General features: G+C 71.6%; 14 protein-coding genes and 1 pseudogene. 8 read left to right on the top strand and 7 right to left on the bottom strand.

Annotation, left to right across the window (positions count from 1 at the left end):
- Positions 1-11: 11 nt before the first annotated feature.
- Together ACFWEE_RS26965 and ACFWEE_RS26960 are read left to right on the top strand one after the other, a co-directional pair.
- Positions 12-1,472 carry an AAA family ATPase gene (locus ACFWEE_RS26965; protein WP_386892905.1) on the top strand — a complete coding sequence of 487 codons (1,461 nt, stop codon included), beginning with the start codon at positions 12-14 and terminating at the stop codon, positions 1,470-1,472.
- Positions 1,473-1,477: 5 nt separating this feature from the next.
- Positions 1,478-2,227: an HNH endonuclease gene (locus ACFWEE_RS26960; RefSeq protein ID WP_386892958.1), complete on the top strand. Its 750-nt coding sequence runs from the start codon at positions 1,478-1,480 to the stop codon at positions 2,225-2,227.
- Between the two features lie 48 nt (positions 2,228-2,275).
- On the opposite strand, the gene ACFWEE_RS26955 is transcribed toward ACFWEE_RS26960, so the two are convergent.
- Positions 2,276-2,500, bottom strand: a complete 225-nt coding sequence (locus ACFWEE_RS26955; RefSeq protein ID WP_386892903.1) for a DUF397 domain-containing protein — start codon at positions 2,498-2,500, stop codon at positions 2,276-2,278.
- Positions 2,487-3,311, bottom strand: coding sequence for a Scr1 family TA system antitoxin-like transcriptional regulator (locus ACFWEE_RS26950; RefSeq protein WP_386892901.1), 825 nt, complete (start codon positions 3,309-3,311; stop codon positions 2,487-2,489). Before ACFWEE_RS26950 ends, ACFWEE_RS26955 begins: the two co-directional genes overlap by 14 nt.
- A 147-nt stretch (positions 3,312-3,458) precedes the next feature.
- Here ACFWEE_RS26950 and ACFWEE_RS26945 point away from each other — a divergent pair, with 147 nt between their 5' ends.
- Both ACFWEE_RS26945 and ACFWEE_RS26940 read left to right on the top strand, forming a co-directional pair.
- On the top strand, positions 3,459-3,707 hold the full coding sequence (locus tag ACFWEE_RS26945) for a hypothetical protein (protein WP_386892899.1): 249 nt from the start codon (positions 3,459-3,461) through the stop codon (positions 3,705-3,707).
- Positions 3,704-4,138, top strand: coding sequence for a hypothetical protein (locus ACFWEE_RS26940; protein WP_386892898.1), 435 nt, complete (start codon positions 3,704-3,706; stop codon positions 4,136-4,138). The genes ACFWEE_RS26945 and ACFWEE_RS26940 overlap by 4 nt, the downstream gene beginning before the upstream one ends.
- A 167-nt stretch (positions 4,139-4,305) precedes the next feature.
- Here the strand turns inward: ACFWEE_RS26940 and ACFWEE_RS26935 are convergent, their stop codons facing one another.
- A complete protein-coding gene (locus ACFWEE_RS26935; protein WP_386892896.1) occupies positions 4,306-4,695 on the bottom strand; it encodes a DUF6281 family protein in 390 nt (129 codons plus the stop codon).
- 741 nt (positions 4,696-5,436) lie between these two features.
- Complete coding sequence (locus ACFWEE_RS26930) at positions 5,437-6,687, bottom strand: MFS transporter (RefSeq protein WP_386892895.1); 1,251 nt, start codon at positions 6,685-6,687, stop codon at positions 5,437-5,439.
- A gap of 147 nt (positions 6,688-6,834) precedes the next feature.
- On the opposite strand from ACFWEE_RS26930, the gene ACFWEE_RS26925 reads away from it, so the two are divergent.
- Positions 6,835-7,770, top strand: a complete 936-nt coding sequence (locus tag ACFWEE_RS26925) for a LysR family transcriptional regulator (protein ID WP_386892893.1) — start codon at positions 6,835-6,837, stop codon at positions 7,768-7,770.
- A 168-nt stretch (positions 7,771-7,938) separates the two neighbouring features.
- Here the strand turns inward: ACFWEE_RS26925 and ACFWEE_RS26920 are convergent, their stop codons facing one another.
- Complete coding sequence (locus ACFWEE_RS26920) at positions 7,939-8,292, bottom strand: hypothetical protein (protein ID WP_386892891.1); 354 nt, start codon at positions 8,290-8,292, stop codon at positions 7,939-7,941.
- A 228-nt stretch (positions 8,293-8,520) separates the two neighbouring features.
- On the opposite strand from ACFWEE_RS26920, the gene ACFWEE_RS26915 reads away from it, so the two are divergent.
- Positions 8,521-9,657: a PP2C family protein-serine/threonine phosphatase gene (locus tag ACFWEE_RS26915; protein ID WP_386892889.1), complete on the top strand. Its 1,137-nt coding sequence runs from the start codon at positions 8,521-8,523 to the stop codon at positions 9,655-9,657.
- A 30-nt stretch (positions 9,658-9,687) separates the two neighbouring features.
- Here the strand turns inward: ACFWEE_RS26915 and ACFWEE_RS26910 are convergent, their stop codons facing one another.
- A complete protein-coding gene (locus tag ACFWEE_RS26910; protein ID WP_386892887.1) occupies positions 9,688-10,689 on the bottom strand; it encodes an MBL fold metallo-hydrolase in 1,002 nt (333 codons plus the stop codon).
- A 154-nt stretch (positions 10,690-10,843) separates the two neighbouring features.
- On the opposite strand from ACFWEE_RS26910, the gene ACFWEE_RS26905 reads away from it, so the two are divergent.
- A complete protein-coding gene (locus ACFWEE_RS26905) occupies positions 10,844-11,299 on the top strand; it encodes a MarR family winged helix-turn-helix transcriptional regulator (RefSeq protein WP_386892885.1) in 456 nt (151 codons plus the stop codon).
- A gap of 234 nt (positions 11,300-11,533) precedes the next feature.
- A complete protein-coding gene (locus tag ACFWEE_RS26900; protein ID WP_386892883.1) occupies positions 11,534-14,008 on the top strand; it encodes a hypothetical protein in 2,475 nt (824 codons plus the stop codon).
- Here ACFWEE_RS26900 and ACFWEE_RS26895 read toward each other — a convergent pair.
- Positions 13,977-14,167: pseudogene (locus tag ACFWEE_RS26895) on the bottom strand (hypothetical protein); the annotation flags it as partial. The gene ACFWEE_RS26900 and the pseudogene ACFWEE_RS26895 overlap by 32 nt on opposite strands.

Genomic DNA, 14,167 nt, shown 5'->3' with positions numbered 1-14,167 from the left:
ACCGTCAGCAGATGTACGTCTCCCGCGTCACCATCGAGAACATCAAGTCGTTCAACGGACCGCGAAAAGTCGACCTGACCCTGACCCGCCCGGACGGCTCGCACGCGGGCTGGACGGTCCTCGCCGGTCGCAACGGCGCCGGGAAGACCACCCTGCTGCGCGCCCTGGCGCTCGCGCTGAGCGGCCCGGTGGCGGCCCGGGGGTTGGTCCAGGGCTTCGAGAACTGGGTCACCCGTGGCGCGGAGTCGGGCAGCGCCTCGGCGGAGATCGTCCGCGACAAGGACTTCGACAAGTTCACCGCCTCGGGCCGCACCCAGAACAAGTTCGGTACGGGCCTGCGCTGGACGCCTCCCGGCGAATCGGCGGCCGGGCGCAAGAGCGCGCAGCCCGCGCTGGGCGAGATCCGCAACAACTCCCGTACCCAGAGCGCCAGCGCCGCCCAGCGCGGGCCGTGGGCCGACAACCCGGTGGGCTGGTTCTGCGCCGCGTACGGGCCGTTCCGGCGGATGGCCGGAGGATCGGGCGACGTGCAGCGCCTGATGCTGGCCTCGGGGCCGGTGGCCCGGCAGGCGAGCCTCTTCCACGAGGACGCCTCGCTGGCGGAGGGCGTGGCCTGGCTCATCGAGCAGCATCTGCGCGCCCTCGAAGGCCGGGACGGCGCCCTCGCCCTCAAGGAGGCGGCCCTCTCCGTCCTCGGCGACGGACTCCTGCCGGACGGCTACCGCATCAAGGACGTCGACTCCGAAGGCCTCTGGGTCACCAGGGGCGGACACCGCTTCCCGCTGCGGGAGATGAGCGACGGGTTCCGTACCGTCGCCGCCCTCGTCGTCGACCTGCTGAAGCAGATCCACGACGCCTTCGGGGACCACGCGCTGGGCCGGGGCGGCGAGGGCGAGGGCCCGAGCCCGCTCCAGGTCCCCGGGGTCGTCATCATCGACGAGATCGACGCCCACCTCCACGTCTCCTGGCAGCGCCGCATCGGCCCCTGGCTGACCACGCACTTCCCCAACATCCAGTTCATCGTCACCACCCACAGCCCCTACATCTGCCAGGCCGCCGACCCCGGCGGCCTGATCCGCCTGCCCGGCGTGGACGAGGACGCCGCCCCCGAGGTCGTCCCCGCCGACCTGTACGAACGCGTCGTCTACGGCAGCGGCGACGACGCCGTCCTCTCCGACCTCTTCGGCCTCGACACCCCGTACTCGGAACGCGCCGAATACGCCCGCGCCGAGTTCGTCGCCCTCGAATCCAAGGTGTACGAGGGCGACACCTCGCCCGAGACCGTCGCCCGGTACAAGGAGCTCAAGAGCCTGCTGTCCAGCTCCCCGACCGCCCGCGCCCACGAGGTCTCCGCCCGGCTGTACCGGATCGCCGACCAGGTCCAGGACATCACCGACGGGTACGGGTACGGGGGCGAGTCCTCCGGGTCCGCGGAGTCCGCCGGGGGCGGAGAGGCGGGCGAGGCCAAGTGATCCGGATGGTCCGCCCCGAACTCGCTCCCGACACCCAGGAACACCTGGCGACCTACACCCGGCAGATCGCGGACGCGGCGGCCTCCGACCGCAAGGCGACCGCGATCGGCCTCTGGGGCCGCTTCGCCGTCCGCAGACGGGTACGCCCCGGCGTCCTCGCCGCCCTCACCGACATGGCCCCCGGCCACCAACGCTGCATGTACTGCGGCGACAGCCAGGGCACCGACATCGACCACTTCGAGCCGAAGAGCCAGGCGCCGCTGCGCACCTTCGACTGGACCAACTACCTGCTGGCCTGCTCCTACTGCAACAGCAACCAGAAACGCGACCTCTTCCCGCGCGACGCCCGCACCGGCCGCCCCCTCCTCCTCGACCCCACCCTCGACGACCCGCTGCACCACTTACGGCTGGTGCTGCCGCTCTGCACCTACCAGGGTCTCAGCGCCCAAGGCCAGGCCTGCATAGACGTGTTCGGTCTCAACCGGCGCGGCGTCCTCGTCGCCGGGCGCCGCACCGCCTACGCCACCGCCAAGCAGTCCGTCGAACTCTGGCGCATAGCCACCGACCGGGGCCAGCACACCAAGGCCGACGAGGTCGCCCGCGTCGCCTGGGACCGCCCCCTCGCCGACGTACTCGCCGCGATGTTCCACCAGTCCGCACACCCGGCCGCCGACCTGCTCTTCGACGGCGAGGAGGAGACCCTGGCGCTGCTGCGGGACCCGGAGTTACGGGCCAGCTTTCTGGCGCGGGCGTGAGGGTGTGAGCGGAGGGACGGGCTACCGGGCCGCCCGGGTGGGTCCCGGTCAGGCGCCGAGGTCGCCGCTCTTGACGGCGGCGACGAACGAGGACCATCCGGCGGGGGAGAAGACGAGCGCGGGGCCGTCGGCGGACTTGCTGTCGCGGACGGGGACGGCGGGGTGGCCGGTTGCTACTTCAAGGCACTCGCCTTGGTCGCCGCCGCTGTAGCTGGACTTGAACCAATCGGTGAGCGTAGACACATCGGAGATCCCGAGCCTAGGGCTGACCATGTTCGTGTTCCTCCGCTGCTGCCCGCACGAGCGTCAGTGATTCCTGCTGCGACATCGCATCGCTCAGAGTGAGATGGTAGGCCGTCTGGCTTGCCTTGACCAAGGACGGTTCATCCATCAAGTTCCCCGTCAGGAACCCTTCAACATAGGCAACCGGTTCGGCTTCGTCGAAGCTCAGCATGGACAGCAAGCTCTGCTGAAGAGGATGTGCCCCGACGTCGAACGGCAGCACATGCAGGCGTAGTCGACCGCTCTCCGCCATGTCGGCGAGCTTGCGCAGCTGCTCCGCCATGACCTGCCGACCACCGACGCGACGTCTGATCACCGCCTCGTCGAGCATGGTCCACATCTCCGGGTTCAACGGCCCATCGAGGATCTGGGCACGTGCTGTTCGGATGACAACCTCTCTGTCAAGTTCCTCCTGCCGATGATTCGGCCGGTACGCCTGGAAGAGGGCGCGCGCGTACCTGTCGGTCTGAAGGAGGCCAGGCACCAGGGAGAGCCCGAACTGCTGGATACGCGTTGCCTGCTTCTCCAGTTCGGCCATCACCGCGAAGTGATCCGTGTACTTCGAGTCCAGATCCTGGAGCCAACGCAGAAAGAACCCGTCCGTCTTCAACGCCAGATCGATCCGCCGTGCGTCATCAGGCTTCGGGAGGCGTCGTCCCGCTTCCCAGTGGCTGATCAGTGTGGGCGAGCAGACCACCTGTACGGCCAGTTCCTCCTGCGTCAGGTCGGCGGCCAACCGCCGGAGCCGTAGCTCCTCCCCGTACCTCTCCCGCAGAGCCTGAGGCTTCCGGCTCAGTGTCATGACGGCACCAACTCCCCTGATCCTGACAGGTGGGCTGTCAAGCCCAAACCCCTGGCAGGGTAGCCAGCAGCCGCCTCACTCTGTGATGGATTCACCACGGAACGCACTCGTTCGTGGGTGCCGTCGACAGAAGGAGAACGCGCAGAGATGAAGGACCTCGTCCGCCGGTTCACCCGCCCGCTGTGGCGGCTGGTGAGCCCCGCCCGGTCGGCCCTACCCGCTGCCCCGGGCCCCCGCCCGCACCCGTCCGGCCCCACCACCCGCCGGACCGGCGAACGCCCCCTGCGCGGCGAGGACACGCAGCTGATCCGCCCCTACCTCCTGGCGCACGAGTGGCGTGCCGACCGGGTCGCGGCCACCGCCCCGCCGACCCCCGTGACGGAGGTCGCGGCATGATCGAGGAGCATCGTGCGCGCGGTACGTTCCGGTTGCTGCCGTGGACGGGGGCCGGGGGCAAGCAGTGCTGGGTGCTGGGGGACGGTACGGGTTATGTCTCGCGGATGGCGGACAACATCGAGAGCGTCCAGCTCGGCATGGCGGGTGACCTGCTCGATCATGCCGCCGCGTTGCTGGACGACCGGCGGGTCACGGGGGCGGAGTACCGGTTCCTCGCCAACCGGTTGAGCGAAGCGCTGCGGGACGTGAAGCGCATCGCGGATAGCCGGGGCGCACAGCTGGCGGCTTCTGCCGAGGACGAGGACTTCGACTTCGAGGAGGACGACGGAGACGACGACCCCGACGACGCCTACGACATCGCTGACACGGTGGAAGTCGTCGACGCCGTCCAGGCCGGTTCCCGGTCGTCCTCGGGCCTGCCCGGCACGTGACCGCCGTTCACCGGCTGCCGCGGACCGAGTGAGGCTCAGAAAGGTCGTTGCCCGGGTGCCCGGTCCGTGCGGGGCTCGGTGTGGCGCCGGACCCTCGCACCACACCGAGCCCCGCGCTTCGGATCAGAAGCAGATCAGAAGCAGGTCAGAGGCAGATCAGAAGCGGATCAGGAGCCGTCCACCAGTTTCTGCACCGCGGGCGGGAGCTCCGACCCGTCGTAGACGGCGAAGAACGTGGTTGTCTCCGGTGTGTCCCCGACGGCGATGGCGACCTCGGGAGAGATGCCGTCCATCTCGTAGGCGTTGGTTCCCGCGCCGACCGGCTCCTTGTCCTCGTCCGAGCCGCCGGTGTCGTCGCAGGACGGCGACGTGACGACGCCGAGCTTCTTGCCGACCGTGAACTTCACGTTCGCCACGTCCCGGTACGTACTGCCCTGGTAGGTGTACTGGGCGGCGCAGGAAGTCTCCCCGCCGCCGCCCCCGGTCGTGCACGCGGCCACCGGCATCACCATGACCGCCGCCACCAGCAAGTCGGCGGTTCGCCTGGTCCAACTCATCAGTTTTCCCCCTCGGTTCGCGTGGCAGAGAGAGGGCCAAGTGCCTTCTCTCCGCCGAGTGGCCTCGCCGTCGCTCGGCACGGGAATGAGACCGTGCCTGTGGTGAGGCCCTCGTGTTCCGCCGTTCGACGTGGGCGACCCGGATCGGGTTCCCCTTACGAACGACCAAGGTTGTGACGGGTGGGGCCGCAGAGGTGGGACGTCACGCGCTTCTCGGCGCGGCGGCCGGAAGTCACATCCTGTGACTGCCGGCCGCCCGGGTTTCACGTCCGACTGCTACCAGCCGGATGTGTATCCCTTGCCGTTGCACCCGGAACAGACGCCGTCGCCCCCGCACTTGTCGCACTTGCGCTGGCCGCCCCATCCATAGGTCTTCCCGCTGCCCTTGCACGTGCGGCACTCGCCCTTCCTCTCGGGGCAGGCCTTGCATCGAGCCATGAGTTGTCCCCCTCGTCGCGGTTCCGGGGCAGGTACCTGCCGTTGACGGTTCGCCTCCGCGTGGGCCTGCGGGTGGTTCGGCGGGCTCCGGCGCACGCTCACCGATGCCCATCGGACCCGCGCCATCGGACCCGCGCTCGTCCAGCACCCATCAGGGAGCGCGAGAAGGCGACCCGGCGGGCTGCCGAGATGTTCGACGTGCCCCGTTCAACGGTCTCCGGGCATGTCGAAAAGAGCAAGCTCATATATGACGCCGTTCTGACTGCTCGGCAGAGTTGTGCGTGGGGCGCCGAGGGGCGGGGGTCATGAACGACCGCGGGACAGCTCCGGCTCGTGGTGCGACGCCGTCCGCCCGCGCCGGGGCAGCAGGAGCGGGGTGGCCAGGATGAGCAAGCCGGCCACGGTGAGAGCCGTACGCGGGCTGGTGGCGTCGGCGAGCAGCCCGGCAAGTGCCGTGAGGGCGGCGATGGCCGCCTGCTGGCCGATCGACCAGGCCGACAGGGTGCGGGCGACGAGGTGCTGGGGGGTCTGTTCGAGCCGGTAGGTGGCGAGCACCGGGCTGTACAGGCTCATGTTGACGATGATCGCCAGCTCGACGGCGATCACAGTGAGAAGACCGACGACGCCGGGACGCACGAAGACCAGGCCGATCAGCCAGACGGCGCGCAGGGTGCCGACGGTCCGGAAGACCCGTTCCCGGCCGAAGCGGGCCACGACCCGGCGGGCCAGCCGCGAGCCGATGAGTCCGCCGAAGCAGGGGGCGGCGAAGGCGAGGGCGTACTCCCAGGGCGGAAAACCGAGTTGGCGGAGAAGGAGTACGGCGAGCAGCGGCTCGGTGGCCATGATCAGGCCGGCGACGAGGACTTGGTTGAGATAGAGCGCGCGCAAGCCGGAATGCCCCATGATGTGGCGCCAGCCGTCGAGCAGCGCACCGCCCGACCGGGCCGTGCTCTCGCCGCTGGTCGCCGGGGCTTCCTCCCGGCCTCGGATCGCGGTGATGCTCAGCGCGGAGAGCAGGTAGCTGAACGCGTCGGCGACGACGGTGACGACCGGCCCGAACAGGCCGATCGCCGCCCCGCCCAGCGGTGGTCCGACGGCGATGGAGCTCCAGTTCGTGGACTCGAAGCGGGCGTTGGCCACGAGCAGGTCCTCCGGCCGGACGAGGACCTTGAGGTAGGCGCCGCCGGCCGCGTTGAAGGCGATCTTGGCCGCGGCGACCACGGCCGAGACCACGAGCAGCTGGACGAAACCGAGCCGGCCGAGGGCGTAGGCGGCCGGGATCGTCGCCATGGCCGCGAACCGGGCCAGGTCCATCGTGATCATGACCGGCCGCTTGCGCCGGAACTCCACCCACGGCGCGAGCGGCAGCGCGATCAGCGCGCCCACCGCCGGCCCCACGGCGGAGAGCGCGGACACCTCGGCGGGACCGGCGTGCAACGCCAGCACGGCGATCAGCGGCAACGCGCCGAACCCCAGCCCCGACCCGTAGGCGCTCACCGCGTACGCCGTCCACAGCCAGCCGAACGGACGGCTCAGCGGCCTCCTGCTCACCATGCGCAGCGCTCCCACACGAACAAACCGACGTTGACCCGGAGAGCTAAGCGAGCAGCACAACCGCAGGTCAAACAACCGGACCAGCAGCTGCCCACAACCATCCGTTGTTCGCCAAGGCGGATCGGCTGTTCACTAAGGTGGGTCGGCGTGGACCTCGAAGCAGTGCGTACCTTCATCGCCGTCGCGGAAGGGGGCCGGTTCCAGGGAGCCGCCGCCGACCTGTCGATCACCCAGCAGGCCGTCTCCAAGCGCGTCGCCGCACTGGAGCGCGGACTCGGCGTGCGCTTGTTCACCCGCGCTCCGCGTGGCGCGGAGCTCACCATCGACGGGCGGGCGTTCCTGCCCCACGCGCGTGAGCTGCTGCGCGTCGCCGAGCGTGCGGTCGCCTCGGTGCGCCCCGGCCGCCGTCCGCTCCGCGTCGACGTGCTCAACTCGCGCGGCGCGCAGTCCGGCCTGATGCGCGGCTTCCACCAGGCGTACCCCGACCTCGACCTCGACGTGGTGATGCTGTTCGAGATCGGGACGGCGATCGCCGCCCTCCGGTCCGGTGCGATCGACGCGTCCTTCCGTGCCGTCGCCGCGCCCGGCCCGCCCCTGCCCGAGGACATCGAGTCGGTCCGGGTGCTCGACGAACCGCTCCAGCTCCTCACCGGCCCCGCCCACGCCCTGGCGGGTGCCCGGTCGGTGACCGTCGCCCAGCTCGCCGGGCACCGGATCTGGATGCCCGGCCTCGTCCCCGGTACCGAGTGGGCCGCCTACTACGACGACCTCGTCGCCGCGTTCGGCCTCACCATCGAGGCGACCGGCCCCAACTTCGGCTCCGACGCCCTTCTCGACACCATCGCCGACACCCCGGCCCTGGCCACCTTCATGGGCGAGCACACCCGCCTCATCTGGCCCGCCGGCCACGACCTGCGCCGCATCCCGGTGACCGACCCGACGCCGGTCTACCCGCACTCGCTCCTCTGGCACCGGGACAACCCCCACCCGGCGCTGGCCACGCTCCGCGCCCACCTCGCCGCCACGACAGCAGGCCACGGCACCGCCGGGACCTGGGTGCCGGGCTGGGTGTCCCCGCGCTGACCGGGACACGTGGACCGGGACGCGTAGACCGGGACACGTGGACCGGGACGCGTAGACCGGGACACGTGGACCGGGTCTGTCCCGGAGGGGCGCCGGTCCGGGGGCGCGCCGGTCCGGGGAGCCGCGGTCGTGCGACCCGCTACGACGACCCGGCCCCGCCCCACGCGCTCACCACTTGTCGCCGACGCGCACCTTGTCCCACTTGCTCTTCGAAATGCACAGCTCGTGCGCGTCGTTGTCCAGCTCGATCTGGTAGCACTCCTTCTTGTGGTGCGCGACGCGCTTGGTGGCACCGGTCTTCACCTCGTGGCACGACTTCTTGGTCTTGCCGTTCTTCTTGGTCGTGGAGCACTCGCTGCGCGTGACCGGCTCGGTGGTGTACGTGGTGGTGCCGCGCTTGTACTCCTTCTCCGTGATCGTCCCGTGCACCGGATCACCGCCGCAGGCGGCCAGGAGCAGTACGGCGACGGGCACGGCGGCCAGGGCGGCGACGCGGCGGCCGGACGGACGGAGAGCGGGCATGGCGGGTCCTCTGCGGCAAGGAGTGGCGCCGGGCCGCGTGGGGGAGACGGCGGCGGCGTGGATGCGTTCCGCAGCATAGTGACGCACTGGACGTACGTTCGGTTCTCGGGCGGGGGCGGTACCGAGGGCGGGCCACCTCGGGGCCGGTACGGCCGCCCCGCCCGGGAGCGACGGCGGCCCCGCCCGTCCCTGCGTGCGAGCCAGGTGCGGGCGGTGTAGAGAGGAGGCATGTCACAGCGCCGCGAAAGACCTCGTCGGGAGGGGCGAGGCGGGGCGGCGCGAGCGGGCCGGAGCCGGTTTCTGATCGCCGCCCCGGTCCTCTGGATCGTCGCGGTGTCGGTGGTCGACCTTCTGGCGCCGGCCGACATCCACCTGGGCCCGCTGCTCGTCGCGGCCCCGGCGGTCACGGCGTCGTTCGCCGGGCCCCGGACGGTGGGTCTGATCGCCGCCCTCGCGGTGGTCGCGCAGACGGTCATCGGGGTGGTGCGCGGAACCGACGAACTGCTCTCCGCCAACCACGAGGCCCAGATCCTCGCCCTGATCCTGGTCGGCACCCTGCTCGTGATCTTCTGCGTGCTGAGGGAGCGCCGGGCGAAGGAGCTGGCACAGGTGCGGTACGTCTCCGAGACCGCCCAGCGCGTGGTCCTGCCGCCGCTGCCCAGGCGACTCGGACCGCTCCGCGTCGCCTCCCGCTACCTCGCCGCGGAGGCCGAGGCCCAGATCGGCGGGGACCTGTACGCGGTGGCGCGCACGACCACCGGCACCCGGCTGATCGTCGGAGACGTGCGCGGCAAGGGGATGACCGCGGTGAACGACGCCGCCCTGCTCCTCGGCGCGTTCCGCGTCGCCGCCCACCGCCAGTCGAGCCTGGGCGAGCTGGTGAGCTACCTCGACCGGAGCGTGTGCTGGGACCTCATGGAGCCGGGCGAGACGAGCCGCTACGGAGAAACGTTCATCACCGCGACCGTCCTGGACATCCCCGACCGGGAGGGCCGGGTCGAGATGGTCGCCTGCGGGCATCCGCCGCCGGTCGTCCTGCGCGACGGCCGGCCGACGACGATGGACGTCCGTCACCCCGCGCCCCCGCTCGGCCTGGGAGAACTGGTGCACCCGAGGTACCACGTCGACAGCTTCCCGTTCGAGCCGGGAAGCCTCCTGCTGCTGTACACCGACGGCGTCACCGAGGCCCGCGACGCCGACGGCACCTTCTACCCGCTCGCCGAGCGCATCACGGGCTGGACCGAGCGGAGCGCCGACGCCTTTCTCGGCCGCCTCCAGCACGACCTGATGGACTGGGTCGACGGGCAGCTCGGCGACGACGCCGCCATGATCGTCATCGAACGCCCCGTCGCGCCGCCGGCCTGATCGCCCGTCCGCCGGTCCGAGGGCGTGCCGTCAGGCCGTCTCCGTCGACCCCGCTGCCTCGGCCGACTCCGCTGCCTCGGCCGACTCCGCTGCCTCGGCCGACTCCGCCGTGCCGGCCGTCTCCGCTGCTCCCGCCGCCTCCGTCGTCTCCACGGGCTTCCAGGCAGGTCCGTTTCCGTCGTGCTCGACCCGGCCGAACACCACGTCGGCGAAGTGGATGCCGAAGCCGATCGTGCCCGGTTCGGCCAGCTCGTCCACGAGACGGCGGCGGTGTCCGGCGGACCGGGCGGGGTCGGCGTCGTACACGCACGACCACCCGGGGTGGTCCACCTGGATCGGCGCGTGCAGGGAGTCACCGAAGGCGATCAGGCGGGTTCCGCCCCCGGTGATGACGAACTCCGCGTGTCCGGCGGTGTGGCCGGGGGCGAGCCGGACCCGTACGCCCGGGAAGATCTCCTGCCCGTCGGCCACCGTACGGACCTGCGGCGCGAGAGCGGCGATGTCCGCCGCGGACGTGTGCTCCGATCCGGGCGCCGCGTGCTCGGCCCACTCCGCCTCGGTCACCAGGTAGTCGGCGTGGGTGAAGGCGGGCCGGTCCTCGCCGGGGGCGGTGTGCACGGCCCAGCCGACGTGGTCGGGGTGCAGGTGGCTGAAGGCGACCGCTTCGATCTGCTCGGGCCTGCGGCCGAGTGCGGCCAGGTTGTCCAGCAGGGCGCCGCCGTACATGCTGCCGTTGGGCGTTCCCGGTTCGGCCGGCAGCGTGTGCGGGCCGAACCCCGCGTCGATCAGCAGGGCCCGGTCGCCGTGCTCCACCAGCAGGCCGCCGACGCTCGCCACCAGGTGGCCGGAGGCGTCCAGATACTCCGGGTGGGCCGCCCAGGTCGCGTCGGTGGAGTCCGGCAGCCAGGCGCCCGGCCGCCCCTGGATCGCCCCGTCGGGCACGAAGGTCACCGTCGTGTCGCCCAGTCGCAGGGAGCGGATCCGCGCCGCGCGCCGCAACCGTTCGCCGTGGTCAAGCGCAGGGTTCGTCATGGTTTCCTCCCTCGTCCGGCATGGGGCATGCCGTAGGCCGTGCGCCATGGTGGGGTACCACCTGGCGGTGGAACCCCGGCATCACGATAAGCATCAAGTTTGAATCATTCAAGCTGTAATTATTCTGACTTGATGGACTTGCTAGGGTGGGGCCATGACGCCCCCACCGGAAGCACGCGCGGACCGAACGGACCTCGCGGACCGAGCCGTCGCCGAGCGGGAGGTCTGCGGCCTGGTGAACGGGCTGGCGCACCAGATCGCCGACCACGTACGCCGACGCGCCGTCACCCTGGGGCTGACCGCGGCGCAGGCGACCGCGCTGCGCGAGATGACCGGACCGATGACCATGCGCGAGCTCGCCGAACGCATGAGCTGCGAACCCTCCAACGCCACCTACGTCATCGACAAGCTCGAAGGGCAGGGCCTGGTCGAGCGCCGCCCGCACCCGACCGACCGCCGCGCCCGCCACCTCGTCCTCACCGCCGAGGGCGACGCCCTGCGCGAACGGCTCCTCGAACTCCTCGCCCAGGACTCGCCCCTGGGCGGCCTCACCCCGGAGCAGCAGCGCGCCCTCCAGGAATTGCTGGAGAAGACCGTCGTCCGGTCCTGAGGTGCGGTTGCCTCTCGGTCCTCCGCCGGTGTCCGGACGGGCGTGCCGCGAAGTGCGGGGCAACGTGCGACGGTTCGTGTAAATCGCACGTAAACACGACCGGTTGATCATTAAGAAACAAAAATGACATTCAGCTGATCAGCAGCGGTGGTGATCTTCGTGTGTGCCGGTGATGAGCCGGAGCATGCCCTCCCCCCGGGGGAGGTGCCGACCATGCACGAGAGGAACCGCCGCATGTCCATACCCCGTTCCCGGCGCCCAGGACCGCGCCGGACGGCGGGCCCGGTGCAGGCCACCGTCGCCGCCGTCGCCCTCGCCCTGACCCTCCCCCTGACCGGTACCGCCTTCGCCGACGAGGCGTCCTCGAAGGCGGGCCCGGATCCGGCGGCCACCACCGCCACCGGGTCGGCCGCCGACCGCAGTTGGTCGGTCACGCGCTCGGCCGACGGCTACCACGTCACCCTGAAGCTCGACGAACCCCTGCCCGTACGCGACGCGCTCCCCGAGATCGCCGTCGACGGCGCCTCCCTCGGATACGCCCGGCAGACCACCGACGGACACACCCTCTCCCTGGTCACCACCGACCTGCGCGCCGCCCACCCGGACGACGTCCGGGTCGCCTGGAACGGCGCCGCCGACACGGTCACCAAGGCCCAGCACGCCCCCCGGGGCACCGGCCGCCACGGCAAGCCCACCGCCACCGCCGCCTCGCTCACCGAGGCCGCCACCGCGAAGGGCCGCTACCACGTGGCCCGCGCCGACTACGACTTCGGCGACACCGCCGTCACCCTCGGCGGCCTGAGCGACCGCGCCGCCGAACTCCGCGCCGCCGTCTGGGTCCCGACCGACGCCAAGGGCGAACGCCCCGTCGTGCTCTTCCTCCACGGCCGCCACTCCGCCTGCTGGAACGCCGACACCGCCAAGACCAACAACGCCGCGTGGCCCTGCCCCGAGGGCTACGCGCCCATCCCCAGCTACCTCGGCTACAACGCCACCGCCGAGACCCTCGCCTCCCAGGGTTACGCGGTCGTCTCCGTCAGCGCGGACGGCATCAACGCCCAGGACGCCTCCTTCACCGACGACGCCGGGACCCTCGCCCGCGGACAGCTCGTCCTCGACCACCTCGACCTGCTCGCCCGCGCCGACCAGGGCACCGCGCCCGGCATGAGCCGCCTGCTGAAGGGCCGCCTGGACCTCTCCAGCGTCGGCCTGATGGGCCACTCGCGCGGCGGCGAAGGCGTCGTCAAGGCCGCCCTGCTCAACGCGGGCCGCGCCCACCCGTACGGCATCGACGCCGTACTCCCGCTCGCCCCCATCGACTTCGGCCGCGAGACCCTGCCGGACGTGCCGATGGCCGTCGTCCTGCCGTACTGCGACGGCGACGTCTCCAACCAGCAGGGCCAGCACTTCTACGACGACAGCCGCTACACCGGCGCCGACGACGACGTCCTGCGCTCCTCCCTGATGGTGATGGGCGCGGACCACAACTTCTTCAACACCGAGTGGACCCCCGGCGTCGCCGTCGCCCCCGCGAGCGACGACTGGTCGGCCTCCACCGACGCGGTCTGCGGCAGCGCCTCGCCCACCACGACCCGGCTGACCGCCGCCGAGCAGTCGGAGGCAGGTACGGCCATCATGTCCGGGTTCTTCCAGCTCACCCTGGGCGGCCAGGACCGCTTCCTGCCCCTCTTCGACGGCAGCCTCGGCACGTCGACCACCGTCGGCGCGGCCACCGTGTACAGCGAGGCCCAGGCCCCCGGCCGCAGCCGCTCCGACATCGCCCCGCTGACCGGCCCGTCCTCCGACGTCACCATCACCGGCGGCACCGGAACCTACTGCGCGGGCTTCACCGGCCGCCCGACCATCAGCGCCCTCGGCGCCTGCACCGGCTCCACCGGCACCTCCCGCTTCCCCTCCTGGACCCCCGCCAACTACGCGGGCAACGTGGAAGCCACCCCGCTGCTCCACCTCACCTGGCCGGACAGCGCGGGCACCCCCGCCCAGGCGGTCGTCGAGGTGCCCAAGGGCTCCCGTGACGTGCGGCGCTACGACAGCCTCGCCTTCCGTGCCGCCGTCGACGAGAACGGACCCGACACCGACCTGACCGTCCGGCTCACCGACGGACGCGGCCGTACCGCCGCCGTGGCCCTCTCCTCGCTCAGCGACGCGCTGAAGGCCTACCCGTCCTCCGGCACCAGCACCCTGCTGCCCAAGACCTGGCTCCAGACGGTGAACTGGCCGCTCGCGAAGGTGCGGGGCGTGGACCTCTCGGACGTCCGCCGCATCACCCTGACCGCCCCCGCGACCGCCGGCGGCGTCTACCTCTCCGACGTGGCCTTCCAGACCGTCGAGGCGGGCCGCGGCGGCCCGAGCGACCTCCCGCAGGTCTCCGTCACCGGCGCCACGGCCGCCGAGAACGCCGGTACCGTCCCCGCCACGGTCACCCTCTCCCGCCCCTCCCGCACCCCGGTGACCGTCAACCTCCAGACCGTGGCCGGCACCGGCACCCAACTCACCACCGCCGCCCGGAAGATCACCATTCCGGCGCGCACCACCTCGGTCACGGTCCCGCTGCCCGTCCTGGACGACAGCGCGGCCCAGCCCGCCGCCGACACGGTCTACAAGATCTACGTCTCGGTGCCCACCGGCGCGGTGATCGGGCAGAACTACGCCCGGATCACCGTCCACGACGACGAGTCCACCGCCTGACCCCTCCCTGAACGCGGACGGTCAGCAGGATCGCGCCGGTGCCCAGCTGCGCGGCGGCGCGGGCGAGGTCGGCGGCGAGCACCACCCGGCGGGCGGGCCAGCGGTCGGCGACCACGCCCGCGAGGGGCAGCAGGAGCACCATCGGGAGCATCTCGGCGG

It is taken from the genome of Streptomyces sp. NPDC060184 (assembly GCF_042728795.1).
Classification (GTDB): domain Bacteria; phylum Actinomycetota; class Actinomycetes; order Streptomycetales; family Streptomycetaceae; genus Streptomyces.
The sequence above is the reverse complement of the archived record's forward strand: the minus strand, read 5'-3'. Positions and strand labels throughout refer to the sequence as shown.

Excerpts from the sequence above, each read along its gene's own strand:
- ACFWEE_RS26940 (WP_386892898.1), top strand. The coding sequence starts at position 3,704 with ATGATCGAGGAGCATCGTGCGCGCGGTACGTTCCGGTTGCTGCCGTGG.
- ACFWEE_RS26900 (WP_386892883.1), top strand. The coding sequence starts at position 11,534 with ATGTCCATACCCCGTTCCCGGCGCCCAGGACCGCGCCGGACGGCGGGC.
- ACFWEE_RS26935 (WP_386892896.1), bottom strand. The coding sequence starts at position 4,695 with ATGAGTTGGACCAGGCGAACCGCCGACTTGCTGGTGGCGGCGGTCATG.
- ACFWEE_RS26965 (WP_386892905.1), top strand. The coding sequence starts at position 12 with ATGTACGTCTCCCGCGTCACCATCGAGAACATCAAGTCGTTCAACGGA.
- ACFWEE_RS26930 (WP_386892895.1), bottom strand. The coding sequence starts at position 6,687 with ATGGTGAGCAGGAGGCCGCTGAGCCGTCCGTTCGGCTGGCTGTGGACG.
- ACFWEE_RS26915 (WP_386892889.1), top strand. The coding sequence starts at position 8,521 with ATGTCACAGCGCCGCGAAAGACCTCGTCGGGAGGGGCGAGGCGGGGCG.
- ACFWEE_RS26905 (WP_386892885.1), top strand. The coding sequence starts at position 10,844 with ATGACGCCCCCACCGGAAGCACGCGCGGACCGAACGGACCTCGCGGAC.
- ACFWEE_RS26945 (WP_386892899.1), top strand. The coding sequence starts at position 3,459 with ATGAAGGACCTCGTCCGCCGGTTCACCCGCCCGCTGTGGCGGCTGGTG.
- ACFWEE_RS26910 (WP_386892887.1), bottom strand. The coding sequence starts at position 10,689 with ATGACGAACCCTGCGCTTGACCACGGCGAACGGTTGCGGCGCGCGGCG.
- ACFWEE_RS26950 (WP_386892901.1), bottom strand. The coding sequence starts at position 3,311 with ATGACACTGAGCCGGAAGCCTCAGGCTCTGCGGGAGAGGTACGGGGAG.
- ACFWEE_RS26920 (WP_386892891.1), bottom strand. The coding sequence starts at position 8,292 with ATGCCCGCTCTCCGTCCGTCCGGCCGCCGCGTCGCCGCCCTGGCCGCC.
- ACFWEE_RS26960 (WP_386892958.1), top strand. The coding sequence starts at position 1,478 with ATGGTCCGCCCCGAACTCGCTCCCGACACCCAGGAACACCTGGCGACC.
- ACFWEE_RS26955 (WP_386892903.1), bottom strand. The coding sequence starts at position 2,500 with ATGGTCAGCCCTAGGCTCGGGATCTCCGATGTGTCTACGCTCACCGAT.